Raw genomic sequence first — 19245 nt, forward strand, 5'->3', positions numbered from 1 at the left:
CACAGATGCAGATCGCCCATCAATCCATCGGCCCGGCGCAGGCTCCCTATGTGATCGCCGAGCTGTCGGCCAACCATAACGGTAACCTGGAGCGTGCATTGGCCATCATGACCGCCGCCAAGGAGGCCGGGGCCAGTGCGGTCAAGCTGCAGACCTACCGGCCCGACACCATCACCCTCAACAGTGACAGGCCCGAGTTCCAGATCCATGGCGGCTTGTGGGATGGCCACAACCTCTATGATCTCTACCAGTGGGCGCACACCCCCTGGGAGTGGCATCAGGCCCTGTTTGCCAAGGGGCGCGAGCTGGGGCTGACGGTCTTCAGCAGTCCGTTCGACTTCAGCGCGGTGGATCTGCTGGAATCCCTCGACTGCCCGGCCTACAAGATCGCCTCCTTCGAGCTGGTGGACTTGCCCCTCATCCGCTACGCCGCCCAGACCGGCAAGCCACTCATCATGTCCACCGGCATGGCGAACGAGGCCGAGATCGCCGCCGCGGTCGAGATGGCGCTCAAGCACGGCAACGGCCAGCTGGCCCTGCTGCACTGCGTCAGCGGCTATCCGGCGCCGGCGGCCGAATACAACCTGCGTACCATCCCTATGTTGCGCCAGCGCTTCGGGGTCGAGGTGGGGCTCTCCGATCACACCTTGGGATCGGCCACGGCCATCGCCGCCACCGCGCTCGGGGCCACCCTCATCGAGAAACACTTCACCCTGGCCCGCGCCGACGGCGGGCCGGATTGCGCCTTCTCCATGGAACCGGCCGAACTCACCGAGCTGGTAGCCTCGGTCAATACCGCCCATGCCGCCCTCGGGGTGGCCGATTACCAGCTCACCGCCAGTGAACAGGGTAACCGTGCGTTTCGCCGCTCCCTCTATCTGGTCAAGGAGATGGCCGCCGGCGAGGTGCTCACCGCAGCGCACATCAAGTCGGTGCGCCCCGCCCTCGGCCTGCCCCCCGCCGATTACGATCGGCTCATCGGCAAGCGGGTCAACCGCAGCTTGAGTGCCAATCAACCGCTGAGCTGGGAGTGGATAGACAACGATGAGTGATGATCTCTTCAACCAGCACGGCAGGCTCATCAGCCAGCGCTGGCCCGCCCTCTGGCCCCGTCTGCTGGCACAGGACGTGGAAAGCCTGCCGGCCGAGCTGACCGAAGGGCTCGGCTCCACCCTCAGCCTCCACGGCATCCAGCTCACCAGCCGACACGACCGGGTGAAGGAAGCCGAGCTGCAGGCCGCCAGCCTGCCAGAGCAGCCGGTGCTGCACCTCTACGGTACCGGGCTCGGCGATCTGCCGCGCGCTCTGCTGGGGCGCAGCAGCCTCAAGCGGCTGGAAGTGAAGATCATGAATGGCGCCCTGTTTGCCCTGGTGCTGCGGCTGCTGGATCAGCAGGACTGGCTGGCGGACCCCAGGGTCGAGCTGATGATGGCCGGCGACGAGGGAGAGGTGCGCCTGCCCTTCTTCGCCCTGCCGCCCGAGCTGCTGCTGGTGGAAGATGCCGCCGCCCGCATCCGCGACCGGCTGGTGAGTGAAATAGACTTGCCGTTCGCCCGGGCCAGATTTGACGCCGAGCACCCCGACGTCATCCGGCGGCTGGCCGAAAACCGCGAGCTGCTGGCCGGCGACGGCGATGTGGCGTCCCTGTTTGGTCTGGCTCAGGGCAAGCAGGCGCTGATCGTGGCGAGCGGCCCGACCCTGCAGCACAACCTGGCTACCCTGCAGGCCCAGTTGCAGCGCCGTCGGCAGGACTACCTGCTGATCAGCGTCGATACCGCACTGGCGTTCTTGCTTGGCCACGGCATCCGACCCGACATCGTCGTCACCATAGATGACGCCATCGACGGCAACCGGCTGCCCGCCGCCCAGTCGGCCCAGACCACCCTGGTCTATTACCCCACGGTTCCCACGGCAGCCCTGCTGGCCTGGCAGGGGCCCCGCAAGACCGCCTACTCCCGCAGCCCCATGTATCAGCAGCTGCGGCAAACGCTCCCCAAAGGCTTGCTGCACTCGGGCGGCAGCGTCATTCATCCCGCCGTGGATCTCGCCGTGCAGATGGGTTGCCGCCAGGTCATCCTGCTGGGCACCGACTTCGCCTTTCCCGGCGAGCTCACCCACTCGGGCTGGGCCGACGGTGCGCTCGGCCCCAGCGCCGCGCTGGCACTCAGCTGGGCCCTCGACGGCCATGGCCGGCGGGTCAAGACCAATCCGAACTTTTCAGCCTACCGCACCGAGCTCGAACGCTACATAGCGCGCCACCCCGAGGTGCAATTCTGGAACTGCAGCCGGGAAGGCGCGGAGATCGCCGGCTGCCGCTATCACCCGGAGTACGTGCAATGAAAAACGGCCAGATCACCCGCATTACCGCCCTGGCGCACCAGTTTCGACTGGGGCAGTCGGTCGCCGCGAGTCAGGCATTGCCGGAACTGCTGCAAGAGGTGCTCACCGAGCAGGGCAACCTGCCGCCCGGACTGGTAGCCGCCCTGCTGCAGTGCCAGGAGCGCCAGGACTGGCTGGGACTGGCTGACTACCTCGAATATGAAGTGGTGCACTGCCTGTCGACCCCGGCCGGCGACACCACCACAGGAGACCACTGATGATCAAGGCCATGTCCAACGCTTCCGAGCAGGAGCTGTCACGCCGCCAGACCTTCAGCGAGTTGCTGCACGCCAGCCCGCTGCCCGCGGCCGAGCTGCAGAACAACCTGGGCCTCTACCTCAAGCGCCAGTCGCTCTCCCGCATCCTGTTCATGCACGAGCTGTATCAGAAGATCGTGCCGGTCCACGGCGTCATCATGGATTTCGGTACCCGCTGGGGTCAGAACCTGGCGCTCTTCTCCTCGTTTCGCGGCATGTATGAGCCTTACAACTACAACCGCAAGCTGGTGGGATTCGATACCTTCAGCGGCTTCCCCTCCCACGCTCCGCAGGATGGCAGCGACGCCGCCATCCAGCCCGGTGCCTACGGGGTGACGCCGGGCTATGAGCAGCATCTGGCCCAACTGCTCGCCGCCCATGAGGCGGAAAGTCCGCTGGACCATATCGTCAAGCATGAGCTGGTGAAGGGGGATGTGACCGAGACGCTGCCGGCCTATCTGGCTCGTCAGCCGGAGACCATGGTTGCACTGGCCTATTTTGACTTTGACCTCTACGAGCCGACCCGCCGCTGCCTCGAGCTCATCAAGCCGCACCTGACCAAGGGCTCGGTGCTGGCATTCGATGAGCTCAACTGGCCCGCCTTTCCGGGGGAGACCCTGGCCCTCAAGGAGGTGCTGGGGCTGGATCGCTACGCCATCCGCCGCACCCCGCACAACCCGGGCCCGGCCTATCTGGTGATCGAGTAGTCCGGTTGCGGGCTGAGGCGACGCAGCAGCCCGGCATCCAGCAGCATCCGCGCCAGCGGCTCTACCCGCCAGAACGGCGCCCCTATGGTCTCGGCAATCTCGAACAGGGTCAGCTTGCCGTCGCTATAGGCCAGCAGATTCATCATCTCTCTCACCTGCCAGCCCGAATAGCGGGTCGACAAGTCCGGATAGAGCCCCCGCTTGCCGAGCTGGGGCTCGCCCAGCACGGTGACCTCGCAGCGCTCGTCCAGCTCCAGACACTCGATGGCGCGGCGCAGCGCCAGGAATCCGCCGGCCAGACCGGCCGGCGTTACCAGTGAGAGGTCATCGAGCGAGGTGTGGTACTCGGCATAACAGCCATATCGGCTGCGCATCACCGAGGTGACCGGCAGATCGATGCCGGGCGCGCACAGCTGCCGCTCGTTGGAGCCCCGTTCCAGGAAGCTGTAAGCCTTGTAGCCCGGCGCAAGATGAGCCAGCACATGGCGACCGATGCGATCCGCCAGCGTGTTGCCTTGGCGTGAGGGCAGGAAGGAGTAGCTGCGATCATCGCCAAGGCAGGTCAGGTTGAAGCCGGCCAAGGTGCGCTGCTTGAGCTGGTCCAGATGGCGGGAGAGATAGACGATGGCCCCCAGGGTTTCAGGCACCAGCATCAGCCGGTAGCTGTAGCGACGTGTGGGCAGAGACGCCAGCCAGGCCATCAGGAAGACGCCGACACAGGGGCCGGAGAGCTCGTTGTTGGCCATGGAGGGGTGACAGGTGTAGCTCGACAGCAGGATCTCCTGCTCGCTCTCCCCCGGCAGCACCCAGTCGCCATAGGTGAGCGAGCCCGGTGCCAGGGTGGCATCGATCACCACCTGATATTCCCCCTCCGGCAGCGCCTCACGCAGCCGATGGGGCAGACAGAATCCCCAGCGACGCTTGTAGTAGGAGGTCACATAGGGAATGGCGTCCGGTTGCTCGGGCAGAGAGTGAAGATGGGGCTGCAGTTCGGCCAGCGAGAGGGTGCAGCGCACCGGCTCCGAGTAGCCGACCAGATGCAGGTTGTGGTCCTGGAAATCCACCACCCTGCGTCCATCCGGCCCCACTATGTAGGCCTCCCGCACGTTCCACTCGTCAGGCACGGTCCAGTCGAAGCACTCGGTGCCGCTGGCCACTTCATGGATCTTCAGCTCGGGCAGACAGTGCTCGCGCCACAGGGCCAGCGACTGCCGTACCCCGTCCCCGGTCAGGCTGCGGTTGAGCGGAAACAGCAGGGTGAGCAGTCGATGCAGTTGCTCACCGACTTGTGCCTGGTCGTCCCAGTCAGTGGGCAGATAGCCACTCTTGGGTGAAAAACTCATGGGGTGGATGCCTCGATCAATTCGACAATGTGGCCAAGGGGGCTCAGGAAAAACTGGACGTGGGCGCCGCCAAAGGCGATGGCAGGCTGGCTGGGTCCGAGGGGCAGGTGGCGCTGTGTGCGTAGCCGTTCGGCGCTCTCCTGCAGATTGCTCACCCGATAGGCAAGGTGGTTGATGACGTTGCGCCGGGTCTTGAGCACCTGGGCGACCGGGCTCTCCTCGCTGGCCGGGGCGACCAGCTCGTAGCAGAGGCCATGGTCGTCATGCACGAACTGCACCCAGACCCGTTGCAGCGGATCTTCCACCGCAACCGAGCAGCGCCTCAGCCCCAGCACGTCGCGGCAATAGGCCACACCGCTCGCCAGGTCCGGCACCACCAGTCCGATGTGATCAAACTGCATGGGACTCTCCTCCCGCCCGGATCAGGGCGTATGGGGCCGCCGCCAGCAACTCGCTGGCAGCCAGGATGAAGTCGCGGCACGACACCGCCCAGACCGGCACCCGCTGGCACAGCGTCTGGCGCCAGGCACCCCGCTCCTGCAACAGGGCCACCAGCCGGGAGAGGTCGATTTCGCTGGCCAGCGACAGATCGCGCACATAGTAATCCGCCTGCCACTCCCGCACGCCGCCGTCTACGCACACCCGGCCAGCAAACATCTTGTGATAGCGGTAGGAGACGGCCAGCCGCTGCTCCACGTAGTGGGTGAAGGTGATGCGGTCGGGGTGGCAACCCAGCCCCAGCAGCCAACCATCCTGCTCAGCCAGCCAGCCGAACGGGCTCTCCTGACCGAAGCAGTCGTGACACTCCCGCGCCACCAGTGCAGGCCCCTGCGGGCCGCTGATCGCCATGCTGAAGACGGGATCCAGTGTGCGCACCACCCCTTCTCGCTGGCGGAACAGCTCCGTCATCAAGCCCACCTTGCTCGGGGTCTGCGCAGGGTCGAAGCACTCGTCCGCCATCGGGCTGTAGCTGAAGGTCGGCACCAGCAGGTGCCCGCCCAGCCACTGCTCGAGGCATGTCCAGAAGGCCGCGATGCCTACGGCGTTGCCCATGCCGGCAAACTGGGCCACCACCATGGCATCCGAGTGCACCATCAGGGCGCCGCCTCTGGGGATCCCCAGCTCGGTCAGCGCCTGCTCGAGCGCCTGTTTCACACGGCAACTCCTTTGTGCAACAGGGCTTGCTGGATGTCGGTCAGGCTCTTCAACTCGGCCAGCTCGTGCGGCTCGAACCGCACGGCATAGTGCTGTTCGACCAGCAACAGCAGGTTGAAGTGACCCAGAGAATCCCACTCGGGAAAACTGCCGAGGGCAGACTGTGCATTGACGCTGGCCTGGGGGAACTGCTGGTGTGCCAGCGCGATAAGGTCATTCATGGGCGTAGAACTCCAAAAACGGGAGAGAAAGAGAGCAGAGATCCAGACTGAGGAAAACCTCGTCCGCCAGCGGCAGCAACCCCGCTGGAGTGGTTATCGGCCGGGTTGGCAGGCTCGCCAGAAAATCCCGTGCCGGCTGGTTGCGGGTGGTGGCAACCAGGCTGATGACCAGCTCGGTCACGCCCTGTGCCCGCAGATGGTTTGCCAGTTGCGCCAGCAGCCAGTATTCAAAACCGCGCCCCAGCACCCGGCAGCTGATGGCCAGGGTATCCAGCAGCGCCCTGCCCTCATCGAGCGAGCGCACCACCAGCAGGGCCGTCATGCCGTGATCGGCGAACCTGTCTCGCAGGCTGGCCAGCCAGACGTCGCCCCCCTCGGCGGCCAGCCGGGCCAGCTCCGCCGCCTGATAGCGGCGGCCGGAGAGGTTGAACTGATTGGTCTTCTGGCTGAGCTGTTCGGCTCGCAACTGGTTGCCCGGGGAGAACGGCTGCCAGTCAGCCTGCAGCGCCAATTGTCGCAGGAAGGCGTGCTCGTCGCCCAGTTGCCGGCGCACCGCCTCGGCCTCGGCCTGGGCCTGATAGGAGTGCTGCCGCAGGCCGTCATCACGGCTCTGGTGGCGACTGCACAGGGCTGGCAGCGTCAGCAGGGCATCCGGCCAGCTCCAGAGATCGGCCGGCGGGGTCATCACCATCACCTCGGGGCAGTTGGCCCGCACCTCGGCCCGCTCCAGCTCGCTGTCATCCCAGAAGACCAGGCTGTCCAGCCCGACATTGAGGCGGGCGGCCAGCCGCCGCAACCCCTGGGATTTGGGCTCCCAGCCGATCTCGGCGGCGGCGATCTGCGCCCGTGTCAGCACCATGCCCGGATGCTCGTCAAACAGCCGCCACACATCGTCAGCCAGATTCTTGGAACAGAGCGCCAGCACTATGCCCTGCCCGTGCCAATGGCTGGCCGCCTGCTGGAAGTCCTGGTAGAGCCGACCCATCCCGTCCTGTCCCAGCAGGACGCCGCCGACACCGTCTTCGCCGACCACGCCGCCCCACAGGGTATTGTCGCAGTCGAGCACCAGCACCTTGTGGGCGGGTTGCTGCAACCGCTGCAGCAAGGGAAGAATCCACTGCGCCAGGCTGGCCAGACCGGCCATGGAGAAGGGGCAGGACATCAGATAGAGGTTGCGCCGATCGAAGCAGTGCTGGCGGCCATGCTGTTGCAGCCAGAGCGGCAGGTGCAGGTCGTCCAGGCCCGGTTGCTGCAGGCGCAGGCGGGCCATCTGCTGCTCGAACGCACCGGCCAGCACGGCGAGCACGGCAGGGGCCGGACCATAGACACAGAGCGGGGCATGGCTGCAGGCCCCCACCAGCAGGTGATCCTGCGGGCGGCGCTGCAGATGCTGCAACAGAGGCAAGCAGAGCGCGTCGACAAAGGCGGCAACCGCCAGTTGCTGATCGTCCTGCGCCAGACGGCCCCACTCCTGCAGGGTCCGGGCAGGCACCAGATCTTCCCAAAGCCAGATGATGATGTGGGTCCCGGCCGCGGCCTCGGCGCTCTGGTGAATCAGGGTCTGCAACCACTGGCCATGGGGGGCCACCTGCACTTCGCCGTATTCAGCCAGGGGTCGCCAGGCGAGATTGCCCGGCATCAAGAACGAACTGCCACTGAGATGAAGCATGGTCATGACCTTCCCCACTGCGCTACCGGAACCATCCCGGCGACCGACAAATGGGATGATCGTGTTTGATCTTCATGAAAAACAAAAGCTTTTTTGGCCGTATTCAGTAGTTGATGCTGACGTAGGGTACCTCGTCCACCTGCCACAACTGCTTGAGGTAGACGGTCAGCACGAAGAAGAAGTTGGCCAGCAGGTTGGCGAACCGATAGAGGATGGGGTCGAAGCGCCCCCCGCTCTCTTCCAGCCGCACCAGCAGCCGCACCACTTTCTTGCTGCCGCAGCGGCACAGGTGCAGGGTCGGGATCGGCTGCGGCCCTTGCGGCAGCACGAAACCGGTGACCCGGCCGCGACTCGCCTCGTTGTAGTGATCGTAACGCCCCTTCAGCCACACCAGATCCTCCTCGAAGATGCCGAGCCTGCCGCGTACCGAGCCATTGAGGTTGTAGATAAGCCGCTGCAGCGCCGCGAGATCCGCCTGCATAGGCGCAATCTCGGCCTCCGGAGCCAGGTGTGACAATACGGCGCCCACCTGGCAGCAGAGCTCGTCGGTGGCGATCTCGTAGTCACACTGGAACTGGGTTTCGAAGATGAAGGGGTAGCAAAGCTCGCGCTTGTCTCTGGGCTTTTTCGGGTTCATGGGCTGACCGGATCGGGAAAAAGGCCAGTTTGCCAGCCCCCGCAGGAGCTGGCAAACGGCCGGTCATAGTCCTCGATTCGAAACGGTTCAGACGCTCTTGCTGCTGGCATCCGTCGCCGGCTGGAACTGGCCGATCATCCGCAGCGCATCCAGCATCCGCTGGTTGAAGCTGGTGAAGCTGCCCACCTGGGCCGGATCGCTCTGGCCACGGGCCGCCAGCACCGCCGGCGTCAGCGCCTGCTGCTGGGATGCCGGCAGCAGAGAATCAGCCTGCTGCTGCACTTGATCCAGCTTGGGCAGGTAGTCCGCCAGCGGCTTGAGCATCTCCTGCAGGGAGTGCGCCCCCTGATAGGTCTGGCTCAGCTTGAGACTCTGCTTGAGCTTGAGCGAATAGGAGGCCAGCTGGCTGTCATCCAGCTTCAGCTCGCCCGCCTTCTTCAGCAAGTCGTCGAAATTGCCGGAGAAGAAGTTGCCGGCCAGATCGTCGATCCCCTTGACCAGCTTGCCGATGGAGTCCATCTCCTCGCTGCTCAGGTTGCCCTCCAGCGAGAAGCTGAAGCTCTGGCTCGACTTGAGGCTGAACTGGCTGCCGCTGTCATCCTTCTGGGACTTGGTCTGCCAGCTGTCGTTGAAGCGCAGCACCACCTTGTCGCCATCCTTGGTCTGGATCTCCAGCGAGCCCTGCTGGCGGCTGGCCATCTCGGCCTGGCCCATGTCGGTGGTGGAGACCTTGCCGAAGAACTCCTTCTCGAACTGGTCGAGCCCCTCCTGGATCAGCTTGTAGCTCTGATCCATGCCGGTCTTGATGTCTTCGTTGTCGGCCCAATCGCCGAGCTGCTTCCTGGCGTCGCCAAAGCCCTTGTCCACCCCCTTGCGGGCCTGCTCCATCATGCCGGTCAGGCTGTCGTCCGACTTGCCGTCGGCCCGGGCAGCCCCCAGCCGGCCGGTGACGAACTGCAGCACGTTGTCGGCCACCGACTGAAAGTCGAACAGGGTATCCGGGGTCACCGCCTCCGGCTGATCCTGCGCCTTGGGCGCCTTGTAGCCCTGGCCATTGATCTCCAGTGCGAACTGCAGCGCCTGCTGCACCAGCACCTGCGCCCATTTCGGCGCCTTGTGCAACGAGACTTCGTCCCCGTTGCTTACCGGCTTCGAGTCCGCCTGCTGGGGCGATTTGGGAGCAACACCCACTCCCTTGGGTTGGGCCGCGCCCACTCCGTCGATCTGCATAATGTGTCCTCCCACCATGCCTGTAGATCAGCTATCGGCCTGACTGCACACTTCTTGACCACAAAATACTGGACAATCTGCGGCGGCCTTTTAAAATCGGCCCCCTTTGGGTGGCTGCAGGCTTCCCCCGATTTCGACCCGGCCAGACCGGTGTGCATGTGAGGTAAATCATGACCCAATCCCAGCAGGTTTCCGCCGACCCGGCGCCCCTTCGAACCCCGGCCGACTACCAGGCCCAGCTCGACGAGAAGCGCGAGCGCCTCTGCGGGTTGTTTGCCGACTTCACCCTGCCTGCGCTGGAAGTGCACGCCTCCCCCGCCGAACACTACCGGATGCGCGCCGAGTTTCGCATCTGGCACGACGGTGACGACCTGTACCACTGCATGTATGCGCCGGCCACCAAGGAGATCATCCGGGTTGACCAGTTCCCCACCGCCAGCCGTCTCATCAACCAGCTGATGCCGGTGCTGCTGGAAGGGCTGCGCCCGCACCCCGTGCTGCGCCGCAAGCTGTTCCAGATCGACTACCTCTCCACCCAGTCCGGCCAGATCTGCGTCAGCCTGCTCTACCATCGCAAGCTGGAGAGCGAGTGGCAGCAGGCTGCCGAAGCGCTGCAGGCCGACCTGCGGGCCAAGGGATTCGAGCTGCAGCTGATTGGCCGTGCCCACAAGCAGAAGATCTGCCTGGGGGAGGAGTTCGTCATCGAACGGTTGAATGTGCAGGGCCGCGAGCTGGTCTACAAGCAGGTGGAGAACAGCTTCACCCAGCCCAACGCCGCCATCAACGAACAGATGCTGGGCTGGGCACTGGACGTGACCAAGGGGAGCGAGGGCGACCTGCTGGAGCTCTACTGCGGCAACGGCAACTTCTCCATCGCCCTGGCGCAGAACTTCCGCAAAGTGCTGGCCACCGAGATCGCCAAGCCGAGCGTGGACTCCGCCCAGTTCAACATCGCCGCCAACGGCGTCGACAACCTGATCATCCTGCGCATGTCGGCCGAGGAGTTCACCATGGCGATGCGCGGCGAGCGGGAGTTCAACCGCCTCAAGGGGGTCGATCTCTCCGCCTACCAGTGCAACACCATCTTCGTCGACCCGCCCCGGGCCGGCCTCGACGACGCCACCGTCAAGCTGGTGCAGGATTACGACAACATCCTCTACATCTCCTGCAACCCCGAGACCCTGCAGGCCAACATGGCGGTGCTCGGCGAAACCCACGAGATCGCCCGCTTCGCCCTGTTCGATCAGTTCCCCTGGACTCACCATATGGAAGCCGGGGTCTATCTCAAGCGCAAAGCGGGTTGATGTCACAGGAGAAACCGCTTCGCCCTGTCCGAGCCACTTCTCCCTGGGTTCACGACATGGAAGCCGGCGTCTATCTCAAACGCAAGGCAGGTTGATGCCGCCGGGGCACGACGCCCCGCTCGACCAGCAAGACAGGGCCCGCGGGCCCTGTTTGATTATTTAACCCTGTGCATGGGGCGGCCGGAGCCGCTATGCTGGCGGCACGCGCATCCGCGCCACAGTCTGGGTGTCATGCCACCATGCAACGCATTCTTTTTGTTGAAGATGATCCCGAGATAGGCCAACTCATCAGCAGCTGGCTGGCCCGCCACGACATGGAAGTGCTGCTGGAGCCGAGGGGCGATCTGGCGCTGGCCAGGGTCGAGGCCGAGCAGCCGGACCTGGTGCTGCTCGACATCATGCTGCCGGGTCAGGATGGTCTCTCCCTGTGCCGGGATCTGCGTCCGCGCTTTGCCGGTCCCATCGTCATGCTTACCTCGCTGGACAGCGACATGAACCAGATCCTGAGCCTGGAGCTGGGTGCCAACGACTATATCCTCAAGACCACGCCGCCCCCCGTGCTGCTTGCCCGGCTGCGGGTCCAGTTCCGCCAGCAGGGACAGCAGGCCCCGCAGTCCGTGGTCGCCAGCACGCCGCCCCAGCGCCTGCAGTTCGGCCGATTGCAGATCGACGGCCCGGGCCGGGATGTGCGCCTTGACGGCGACAGCATTCCGCTCTCCACCGCCGATTTTGATCTCCTGTGGGAGCTCGCCTGCCACGCCGGCCAGATCCTGGGGCGGGAGGCGCTGTTTCGCAGCCTGCGCGGTCGCGACTACGACGGCCAAGATCGCAGCATGGACGTGGCCATCTCCCGCCTGCGCCGCAAGCTGGGGGACGACACCAGTAACCCGACCCGCATCAAGACAGTGCGCCAGAAAGGCTACCTGCTGGTGCCCCAGGCCTGGGAATAAGCCCCGCCGAATGACCTTGATGCTCTCTGCTCCCTTCTCCCCTTGCGGGAGAAGGGTTGGGGATGAGGGGGCAGCAAGGCAATGCCCAGACGTAATCCAGGCAAGAGGAGAGCCCCCATGCGCCGCCTGTTCATCCAGTTCTATCTGCTGTTGATCGGCTGTTTCACCCTGGCCATTCTGCTGGTCGGCATGGTCTATCAGGTCACCGCCGAACGGGCGGGAGATCGCTATCTGGAGCGGATGATGCAGGGCTCCCTCGGCCTGCTCACCGGCGAGCTGGCCCGCTTGCCGCCGGAGCACTGGCCCGCCCGCATGGCCGAGCAGAGCCGCCAGCTCACCCTGCCGCTGCAGATCGGCGCCCTCGCCAACCAGCCGCTGGCCAACGAGGATCAGGCCTTTCTGGAGGCGGGCAACATCGTCATCGTCGAGGAGGATGACACTTTCCTGCAACGCATTCCGGGCACCGATCAGGTGCTGATCGTCGGCCCCGTGCCCTATCTCTCCTACCTGCACGAACTGCACTGGGTCGACGTGGGGCTGCTGCTGGTCATCGGTCTCTCGCTGGGGCTGCCGATCCTGCTCTGGCTGCGCCCGCACTGGCGCGGCCTGCAACAGCTCGAACAGACCGCCCGCCGGGTCGGCGACGGCGATCTCTCCTGCCGCACCCGTTTGCCGCCCGGCAGCAGCCTGGGCCGGGTCGGCCGCACCTTCGACCAGATGACAGAGCAGCTGCAGGCCATGCTGGCCAGCCGCAAGCAGCTGACCGATGCCATCGCCCACGAGCTGCGCACCCCGCTGGTGCGGCTGCGCTACCGGCTCGCCATGCTGGATCCGGCGCCCTCGGCCGAGGAGCAGCAGGGGCTGGAGCGGGATCTCGGCGCGCTGGACGCCCTCATCGAGGAGATGCTCACCTACGCCAGACTCGATCGCCCCGAGCTGCCGCTGCAGTGCAGCGAGCTGGAGCTCGGCAGCTGGGCCGGCAGCCGTCTCGCCGACTGGCAGGCGCTGCGGCCGGACAAGCGGCTCGACTTCGTGCGCCCGGCCATGGCCCTGCCCTGGCGCGGCGATACTCGTCTGCTGGATCGGGCGCTGGAAAACCTCATCGGCAACGCCCTGCGCCACGCCGCCGGCCGGGTGACCCTCAGCATGGCGCGTCAGCAGGATCACTATCTGCTGGAGGTGGCCGACGACGGCGCCGGCATCGATCCCGCGCTGGCGCCGCAGATCTTCGAGCCCTTCGTGCGGCTGGATCAGAGCCGCGACCGACGCACCGGCGGCGCCGGGCTGGGGCTGGCCATCGTGCGCAGCATCGCCCGCCACCACGGCGGCGAAGTGCAACTGCTGCCCAGCAGCAGCGGTGCCCGTTTCTGCCTGATGCTGCCTGTACATTTGGATACAAACCGTCACCAGTCACTCACTGAACCGCAGGTCGAACAGCCCTAGGATGAAGTCATGGAGAAACGCTCCATGTCATCAACCCGAATGAGGAACTGGAATATGAACAAGCTGATCCCCCTGAGCCTGGCTGCTGTCTTCGCCCTGACCTCCGGCCTCACCATGGCTGCCACCCCGACCAAGGCTGCCGCTCCCCAGGCTACCCAGACCAAGGTCGTGAAAAAACACCACAAGGCTGCCCACGCCAAGGCGCCGGCCGTCAAGGTTGCTCCCAAGACCAAGTAATCGACCAACAAGCTTCCCGTAATGAAAAGGGGCCCCGATATGGGGCCCCTTCTGTTTTCTGTGCGCGGGTGCAGTGATTCAACCCAGCATGTAGTCCGCCGGCAAGGCGACGCGGGCCACCCCGGACTCCACCGCCGCCAGTGCCACGGCACGGGCGACGCGCGGCAGCAGACGGGCATCCATCGGCTTGGGAATGACGTAGTCCTTGCCAAAGGCCAGCTCGCTGACGCCGGCGGCGGTCAGCACCTCGGCCGGTACCGGCTCTTTGGCCAGCGCGCGGATCGCCTCGACCGCGGCGATCTTCATGGCATCGTTGATGCGGCTGGCACGGGCGTCGAGGGCACCGCGGAAGATGAAGGGGAAGCAGAGCACGTTGTTGATCTGGTTCGGATAGTCGGAACGACCGGTGCCCATGATGAGATCCCCGCGCACTGCGTGAGCCAGCGCCGGCTTGACCTCCGGATCCGGGTTGGAGCAGGCGAAGATCACCGGGTTGGCGGCCATCAGCGCCACCGCTTCGGCGGGCAGCACATCGGGGCCGGAAACACCGACGAACACGTCCGCCCCGTCGATCACCTCCATCAGGGTGCGCAGGGGGGTGTCGTTGGCGAAGCGCTGCTTGTACTGGTTCAGATCGGTGCGACCGCTGTGGATGACGCCCTGACGATCCAGCATGAAGATGTTGTGGGGCTTGGCGCCACACTTGATCAGCAGGTCCATGCAGGCGGTGGCGGCAGCCCCGGCACCCATGCAGACGATGCGGCTGTCGCCAATCTGCTTGCCCTGCACTTCCAGCGCGTTGAGCAGGCCGGCGGCGGTGACGATGGCGGTACCGTGCTGATCATCGTGGAACACCGGAATGTCGCAGCGCTCGATCAGCGCCTGTTCGATCTCGAAGCACTCGGGCGCCTTGATGTCTTCCAGGTTGATGCCACCGAAGGTGTCGGCGATGGCCGCCACTGTGTCGATGAACTGCTGGCTGGTCTCGTGCTTCACTTCGATGTCGATGGCGTCGATGCCGGCAAAGCGCTTGAACAGCAGGGCCTTGCCCTCCATCACCGGCTTGGAGGCCAGCGGACCCAGATTGCCCAGCCCCAGGATGGCGGTGCCGTTGGAGATGACGGCCACCAGGTTGCCCTTGCCGGTGTAGCGGTAGGCATCGGCCGGGTTGGCGGCGATCTCGCGCACCGGCTCGGCAACGCCCGGGCTGTAGGCCAGCGCCAGATCGCGGGCGGTCTCGGCGGGCTTGGTGAGGGCGATGGCGATTTTGCCCGGCACGGGCTGGGCGTGGTAATCGAGTGCTTGTTGACGAAGATCGTGACGCTGATCGGACATGGGGGACCCCGATACGGTAGTGAATTGAGTGGTGCATTGGCTCGCCCACGGGCGAGGGCTGGGGATCATAAAGAAAACCATCGGGCTTTCACAGAGGAAAGTATCGTCACGCAGCCACTGACAAGCCAGTAATTAGCATGTCATGCCAACCACGAATACCCATTTAGTTATAGATATGGTTTCACCCCATCACAGGGATGCCCGCTTTCGCCTCCGCCTGCCTGGCGATGGCCTCCGTCATCCCCTGGAAGATGAAGAGATGAAACGGCAGCATGGCGAGCCAGTAGGCCAGCCCCCAGGCCCCCTGTGGATGCCAGTGGGCCGTCACCTTGAGCCGGGTCAGCCCCGACTCCTCCGGCAGTATGTTGAACTCCAGCCGGCCCACGCCGGGGGCCCGCATGTTGAACAGCAGATCCAGCCTGCGCCCCTCGTCCACTCCGAGGATCTGCCAGGAGTCCAGCATGTCCCCCTTCACGAAGCGATCAGGGTTGGTGCGACCACGGGTCAGCGCCGGGCCGCCGATCAGGTGATCCATCCATTCGCGCACCACCCACAGCTGGTTCATGTAGAAGTAGCGCTGCTCACCCCCCAGCTGCTGCAGCACCTGCCACACCACCTCGGGCGAGGCGAGGCAGATGGCATCGCCGCTGGCGGTGCGGTCATAGAAGCCGTACTCGGGGTGGCGCCAGCGCAGGCCGAGCGGGGTCTCCTCCCCCTGCTGCTCGGCGCCCAGCTGCTGCTCCAGAGAGAGGCTCTCGGCCAGCGCCTCGTCGAAGCTGAGCAGGGTTTGCGGCAGCAGGGCCCGCAGCGGGCCGTCATCGGCCGGGATGTCATGCTTGAGGCCGCCCACCAGCGCCTTGGCCACCGGCTGCGGCACCGAGGTGACAAACTGCAGCCACCAGGCGGAGAGGCGCGGGCTGAGAAACGGCAGCGGGATGATGGGGCAGCGCTTGCCGATGTGGGCGGCGAACTTCTGCAACTGCTGCTGGTAGCTGAGCAGCTCGGGACCGGCGGCGTTGAAGATCTGGCCGTCCACCCCGTCGGCCTCCACCAGCCCGCCCAGATAGTGCAGCAGGTTGGAGAGCGCAATGGGCGGTGTGCGCGAGCGCACCCACTTGGGCGTCACCATCATCGGCAGGTTGAACACCAGATCCCGCATCACCTCAAACGCCGCCGAGCCGGGCCCCACTATGATGCCGGCGCGCAGCTCCACCGTCGGCACGCCGGCGCCTCGAAACAGCTCACCGCAATAACGGCGGGAGTTGAGGTGACGGCTGTTGCACTGCGCCGGCTGGATGGCGCCCAGATAGATGATGCGACGCACCCCGGCGGCGCGAGCGGCGGCCGCGAAGTTCTTCACGCCCTGCTGCTCCAGCCGATGGAAGTCGGCCCCCGCCCCCATGGCGTGCACCAGATAGAAGACGGTATCGATGCCGGCCAAGGCGGGCAGCAATGTGATCGGCTTGAGGCTGTCGGCAAGGCGAAACTCCACCCCGGGCGGCAGACGGCAGGGGCGCCGCGCCCCGGCAATCACCCGATAACCCAGTTCTTGCAGATGGGGCACCAGGTAAGAACCTATGTAACCCGCCGCCCCCATCACCAGACAATCACGCATCTGCACACTCCCTGTCTTGCCCATGTTACCGCCCCGCATCTTCGCCCCTGTTCCCGCGAAGGGAGAAAGGAGAGTCCCACCATAGGGCAAAGCGGGCCGTTACAGAACGCCGACCAATAAAAAAGGCGCCCATTGGGCGCCTTTTTCAGAATTCTTCAGAAGTAGAATTACTTCTTGGTGGTCATCGCACCGAAACGCTTGTTGAACTTGTCTACGCGGCCGCCGCTAGAAACTTCTTTCTGCTTGCCGGTATAGAACGGGTGGCACTCGGAGCACACGTCCAGGTTCAGATCTTTACCCAGGGTAGAGAAGGTGTTGATGACGTTACCGCAAGAGCACTTGGCGGTGATGGCTACGTAGTCAGGATGGATACCAGCTTTCATGGACAACCTCAATTATCAGGCCGTGTCGCTATCCGATCTTCTGTCGGACACCACACGATTGTTGAACACAGTTTCAAAGGCTGCGAATAATATAGGAAATGCCTGAGTTCAGGCAAGTGGCTTCGCAGAAAAAATAGGCAATCTCTGGTGAATTCTTCCCAAACGCTGGATCTGGTTCGTGTGGCTGTGCCGGTGCCGTTACGCCGTCACTTCGACTATCTCTCCCCCCTGCCTTTGCCTGCTCCCGGCTGCCGGGTCGAGATCCCGTTCGGCCCGCAAACCCTGGTCGGGCTGGTGGTGGATCACCCGGCCGACAGCCAAGTGCCGCGCAACAAGCTCAAGCCGATCAAACGCGTGCTTGATGGCGCCCCCGTGCTGGGACCCGACATTCTGGCGTTGATGAACTGGAGCGCCAGCTACTACCAGCATCCGCTGGGAGAGGTACTGCCCCACGCCCTGCCGGTGCTGGTGCGCAAGGGGGAGCCCGCCGCCTACCGCGAGCTGGAATTCTGGTTCGCCACCGAGGCCGGCATGGCGGTCGATCTCAACGAGCTCAAGCGGGCTGCCAAGCAGCAGCAGGCGCTCGCCCTGCTGCGCAAGGGGTCACAGACCCCCTCCGCCCTCAAGCAGGAGGAGATCCAGAGTGCTGCCCTCACCGCGCTGGAGAAGAAGGGGCTGCTGGAGAAGCGTTCGCTGGAGCCGAGCCATGACGGCGACTGGGTTACCCGCTTCGAGCCGGGCGAGGGGCTGCGCCTCAACGGCGAGCAGGCGCTGGCCGTTTCTGCTGTCACCAACCAGAGCGACCAGTTTGGCGCCTTCCTGCTGGATGGCATCACCGGATCCGGCAAGACCGAGGTGTACCTGAGCATCCTCGAGCCCCTGCTCAAGGCGGGCAAGCAGGCACTGGTAATGGTGCCCGAGATCGGCCTCACCCCGCAGACCATCAACCGCTTCCGGCGCCGCTTCAACGTGCCGGTGGTGGCGATGAACTCGGCCATGAACGATCGGGAACGGCTCGACGCCTGGCTGGCCTGCCGCGACGGCGCCGCCGCCATCCTGATCGGCACCCGCTCCGCGGTGTTCACCCCGTTTCACAACCTCGGCATCATCATCATCGACGAGGAGCACGACGGCTCCTTCAAGCAGCAGGACGGTTTTCGCTACCATGCGCGGGATCTGGCGGTGATGCGGGCTCATCGCGCCGGCATCCCCATCCTGCTTGGCTCGGCCACACCGTCGCTGGAGACATTGCACAACGCCCGCAGCGGCAAGTATCACCACCTCAGCCTGACTCGCCGCGCCGGCAATGCCCAGACGGCCCGCCAGGTGATCCTCGATATCAAGAACGTGCGGCTGCAGGCCGGACTCTCTCCCCAGCTGGAACAGTTGATGGCGGAGCATCTGGCGGCGGGCAACCAGGTGATGCTGTTTCTCAACCGCCGTGGCTATGCCCCGGCCCTGATCTGCCACCAGTGCGGCTGGAGCGCCGCCTGCGAGCGCTGCGATGCCTGGTACACCTGGCATCAGGCCGGGCGACGGCTGCACTGCCACCATTGCGACAGCGTGCGCCCGCTGCCCCATCACTGCCCCGAGTGTGGCAGCGTTGATCTGATCGGATCCGGGGTTGGCACCGAACAGCTGGAGCAGCTGCTCACCACGGTTTTCCCCCAATATCCGGTGGTGCGCATCGATCGGGACAACACCCGTCGCAAGGGGGAGCTGGAGACCCATCTTGGCGACATCAAGGCGGGCAAGTACAAGATCCTGATCGGCACCCAGATGCTGGCCAAGGGCCACCACTTCCCGGATGTGACGTTAGTGGGGCTGCTGGATGTGGATGGCGCCCTGTTCAGTGCCGATTTTCGCGCTGCCGAGAAGCTGGCTCAGCTCTACACCCAGGTGGCGGGCCGCGCCGGTCGTGCCAGCAAGCCGGGGCTGGTGGTGCTGCAGAGCCACCATCCCGAGCACGCCCTGCTGCAGGATCTGACCCAGAACGGCTATGGCCACTTCGCCGACACGGCGCTGAAAGAGCGCCGCCTGCTGGGGCTGCCGCCGTTCAGCTATCAGGGGCTGTTTCGGGCCGAGGCCAACGGCCGCGACGAGGTGCAGTTGTTCCTCACCCGTCTCGCCGATACCCTGCGCAGCGCCCGCTATCCCCATGTTCAGGTGCTGGGGCCCATCAGCGGCTTCATGGAACGCAAGGCGGGCAAATTCCGCATGCAATTGCTGGTGCAGGGGCCGAACCGGGCGCCACTGGCCCAGTTGCTGGATTGGGCGGTGAAGGAGCTGGAGGGGTGGCCCGAGACCAAGCGGGTACGCTGGAGTCTGGATATAGACCCCACCGAGCTGAACTGAGTCAGGCTCTGGTAGCTGATGGTGA

At 65.0% G+C, this 19245-nt stretch carries 19 protein-coding genes; 9 read left to right on the plus strand and 10 right to left on the minus strand.

Annotated elements, in window-relative coordinates; genetic code table 11:
- The first annotated feature begins 5 nt into the window (after positions 1–5).
- The 4 genes from pseI to E5E97_RS03610 are packed head-to-tail and all read left to right on the plus strand — an operon-like array spanning position 6 to position 3343.
- Positions 6–1052, plus strand: a complete 1047-nt coding sequence (pseI, locus tag E5E97_RS03595) for a pseudaminic acid synthase (RefSeq protein ID WP_118880136.1) — start codon at positions 6–8, stop codon at positions 1050–1052.
- Positions 1045–2340, plus strand: coding sequence for a motility associated factor glycosyltransferase family protein (locus tag E5E97_RS03600; protein WP_118880135.1), 1296 nt, complete (start codon positions 1045–1047; stop codon positions 2338–2340). The genes pseI and E5E97_RS03600 overlap by 8 nt, the downstream gene beginning before the upstream one ends.
- A complete protein-coding gene (locus tag E5E97_RS03605; RefSeq protein WP_118880134.1) occupies positions 2337–2597 on the plus strand; it encodes a hypothetical protein in 261 nt (86 codons plus the stop codon). The genes E5E97_RS03600 and E5E97_RS03605 overlap by 4 nt, the downstream gene beginning before the upstream one ends.
- Complete coding sequence (locus tag E5E97_RS03610; protein WP_017779498.1) at positions 2597–3343, plus strand: crotonobetainyl-CoA--carnitine CoA-transferase; 747 nt, start codon at positions 2597–2599, stop codon at positions 3341–3343. Before E5E97_RS03605 ends, E5E97_RS03610 begins: the two co-directional genes overlap by 1 nt.
- Here the strand turns inward: E5E97_RS03610 and E5E97_RS03615 are convergent.
- The 7 genes from E5E97_RS03615 to E5E97_RS03645 form a co-directional block, all read right to left on the minus strand.
- Positions 3325–4686: a DUF4910 domain-containing protein gene (locus tag E5E97_RS03615; RefSeq protein ID WP_076362173.1), complete on the minus strand. Its 1362-nt coding sequence runs from the start codon at positions 4684–4686 to the stop codon at positions 3325–3327. The two genes, E5E97_RS03610 and E5E97_RS03615, sit on opposite strands and share 19 nt — an antisense overlap.
- Positions 4683–5087 carry a VOC family protein gene (locus E5E97_RS03620; protein WP_118880133.1) on the minus strand — a complete coding sequence of 135 codons (405 nt, stop codon included), beginning with the start codon at positions 5085–5087 and terminating at the stop codon, positions 4683–4685. The genes E5E97_RS03615 and E5E97_RS03620 overlap by 4 nt, the downstream gene beginning before the upstream one ends.
- Positions 5077–5841: an AAC(3) family N-acetyltransferase gene (locus E5E97_RS03625; RefSeq protein WP_118880132.1), complete on the minus strand. Its 765-nt coding sequence runs from the start codon at positions 5839–5841 to the stop codon at positions 5077–5079. The genes E5E97_RS03620 and E5E97_RS03625 overlap by 11 nt, the downstream gene beginning before the upstream one ends.
- Positions 5838–6062: an acyl carrier protein gene (locus E5E97_RS03630; protein WP_043164031.1), complete on the minus strand. Its 225-nt coding sequence runs from the start codon at positions 6060–6062 to the stop codon at positions 5838–5840. The genes E5E97_RS03625 and E5E97_RS03630 overlap by 4 nt, the downstream gene beginning before the upstream one ends.
- A complete protein-coding gene (locus tag E5E97_RS03635; RefSeq protein WP_162901766.1) occupies positions 6055–7737 on the minus strand; it encodes an HAD family hydrolase in 1683 nt (560 codons plus the stop codon). The genes E5E97_RS03630 and E5E97_RS03635 overlap by 8 nt, the downstream gene beginning before the upstream one ends.
- Positions 7738–7834: 97 nt before the next feature.
- On the minus strand, positions 7835–8368 hold the full coding sequence (locus E5E97_RS03640; RefSeq protein ID WP_118880131.1) for an ATP--cob(I)alamin adenosyltransferase: 534 nt from the start codon (positions 8366–8368) through the stop codon (positions 7835–7837).
- A gap of 87 nt (positions 8369–8455) precedes the next feature.
- Entirely contained in the window at positions 8456–9598 is a 1143-nt protein-coding gene (locus tag E5E97_RS03645) for a DUF5610 domain-containing protein (RefSeq protein ID WP_113994443.1), read from the minus strand.
- A 170-nt stretch (positions 9599–9768) separates the two neighbouring features.
- On the opposite strand from E5E97_RS03645, the gene trmA reads away from it, so the two are divergent.
- The 4 genes from trmA to E5E97_RS03665 all read left to right on the plus strand — a co-directional run bounded on the left by trmA (position 9769) and on the right by E5E97_RS03665 (position 13532).
- Positions 9769–10902 carry a tRNA (uridine(54)-C5)-methyltransferase TrmA gene (gene trmA / locus E5E97_RS03650; protein WP_171279881.1) on the plus strand — a complete coding sequence of 378 codons (1134 nt, stop codon included), beginning with the start codon at positions 9769–9771 and terminating at the stop codon, positions 10900–10902.
- 239 nt (positions 10903–11141) lie between these two features.
- Positions 11142–11852 carry a two-component system response regulator RstA gene (gene rstA / locus E5E97_RS03655; protein ID WP_162901765.1) on the plus strand — a complete coding sequence of 237 codons (711 nt, stop codon included), beginning with the start codon at positions 11142–11144 and terminating at the stop codon, positions 11850–11852.
- Between the two features lie 117 nt (positions 11853–11969).
- Positions 11970–13295 carry a two-component system sensor histidine kinase RstB gene (gene rstB / locus E5E97_RS03660; RefSeq protein ID WP_113994441.1) on the plus strand — a complete coding sequence of 442 codons (1326 nt, stop codon included), beginning with the start codon at positions 11970–11972 and terminating at the stop codon, positions 13293–13295.
- A gap of 54 nt (positions 13296–13349) precedes the next feature.
- Positions 13350–13532, plus strand: a complete 183-nt coding sequence (locus E5E97_RS03665) for a hypothetical protein (protein WP_171279882.1) — start codon at positions 13350–13352, stop codon at positions 13530–13532.
- Between the two features lie 78 nt (positions 13533–13610).
- Here E5E97_RS03665 and E5E97_RS03670 read toward each other — a convergent pair whose 3' ends face one another.
- From E5E97_RS03670 to rpmE, 3 genes are all read right to left on the minus strand, one after another.
- Complete coding sequence (locus E5E97_RS03670; RefSeq protein ID WP_171279883.1) at positions 13611–14867, minus strand: malic enzyme-like NAD(P)-binding protein; 1257 nt, start codon at positions 14865–14867, stop codon at positions 13611–13613.
- 181 nt (positions 14868–15048) lie between these two features.
- Positions 15049–16482, minus strand: coding sequence for a DUF2867 domain-containing protein (locus tag E5E97_RS03675; RefSeq protein ID WP_043126011.1), 1434 nt, complete (start codon positions 16480–16482; stop codon positions 15049–15051).
- A gap of 167 nt (positions 16483–16649) precedes the next feature.
- Positions 16650–16865 carry a 50S ribosomal protein L31 gene (gene rpmE / locus E5E97_RS03680; protein ID WP_016352348.1) on the minus strand — a complete coding sequence of 72 codons (216 nt, stop codon included), beginning with the start codon at positions 16863–16865 and terminating at the stop codon, positions 16650–16652.
- 147 nt (positions 16866–17012) lie between these two features.
- Between rpmE and priA the strand changes: the two genes are divergently transcribed.
- Entirely contained in the window at positions 17013–19220 is a 2208-nt protein-coding gene (priA, locus tag E5E97_RS03685; RefSeq protein ID WP_171279884.1) for a primosomal protein N', read from the plus strand.
- Positions 19221–19245 lie beyond the last annotated feature (25 nt).

Origin of the sequence: Aeromonas sp. 2692-1 (assembly GCF_013085505.1) — a bacterium.
Classification (GTDB): Bacteria; Pseudomonadota; Gammaproteobacteria; order Enterobacterales; family Aeromonadaceae; genus Aeromonas; species Aeromonas hydrophila.

Coding starts and splice junctions, on each gene's coding strand:
- pseI (WP_118880136.1), top strand. CDS start 6: ATGCAGATCGCCCATCAATCCATCGGCCCGGCGCAGGCTCCCTATGTG.
- E5E97_RS03600 (WP_118880135.1), top strand. CDS start 1,045: ATGAGTGATGATCTCTTCAACCAGCACGGCAGGCTCATCAGCCAGCGC.
- E5E97_RS03605 (WP_118880134.1), top strand. CDS start 2,337: ATGAAAAACGGCCAGATCACCCGCATTACCGCCCTGGCGCACCAGTTT.
- E5E97_RS03610 (WP_017779498.1), top strand. CDS start 2,597: ATGATCAAGGCCATGTCCAACGCTTCCGAGCAGGAGCTGTCACGCCGC.
- E5E97_RS03615 (WP_076362173.1), bottom strand. CDS start 4,686: ATGAGTTTTTCACCCAAGAGTGGCTATCTGCCCACTGACTGGGACGAC.
- E5E97_RS03620 (WP_118880133.1), bottom strand. CDS start 5,087: ATGCAGTTTGATCACATCGGACTGGTGGTGCCGGACCTGGCGAGCGGT.
- E5E97_RS03630 (WP_043164031.1), bottom strand. CDS start 6,062: ATGAATGACCTTATCGCGCTGGCACACCAGCAGTTCCCCCAGGCCAGC.
- E5E97_RS03635 (WP_162901766.1), bottom strand. CDS start 7,737: ATGACCATGCTTCATCTCAGTGGCAGTTCGTTCTTGATGCCGGGCAAT.
- E5E97_RS03640 (WP_118880131.1), bottom strand. CDS start 8,368: ATGAACCCGAAAAAGCCCAGAGACAAGCGCGAGCTTTGCTACCCCTTC.
- E5E97_RS03645 (WP_113994443.1), bottom strand. CDS start 9,598: ATGCAGATCGACGGAGTGGGCGCGGCCCAACCCAAGGGAGTGGGTGTT.
- trmA (WP_171279881.1), top strand. CDS start 9,769: ATGACCCAATCCCAGCAGGTTTCCGCCGACCCGGCGCCCCTTCGAACC.
- rstA (WP_162901765.1), top strand. CDS start 11,142: ATGCAACGCATTCTTTTTGTTGAAGATGATCCCGAGATAGGCCAACTC.
- rstB (WP_113994441.1), top strand. CDS start 11,970: ATGCGCCGCCTGTTCATCCAGTTCTATCTGCTGTTGATCGGCTGTTTC.
- E5E97_RS03665 (WP_171279882.1), top strand. CDS start 13,350: ATGAACAAGCTGATCCCCCTGAGCCTGGCTGCTGTCTTCGCCCTGACC.
- E5E97_RS03670 (WP_171279883.1), bottom strand. CDS start 14,867: ATGTCCGATCAGCGTCACGATCTTCGTCAACAAGCACTCGATTACCAC.
- E5E97_RS03675 (WP_043126011.1), bottom strand. CDS start 16,482: ATGCGTGATTGTCTGGTGATGGGGGCGGCGGGTTACATAGGTTCTTAC.
- rpmE (WP_016352348.1), bottom strand. CDS start 16,865: ATGAAAGCTGGTATCCATCCTGACTACGTAGCCATCACCGCCAAGTGC.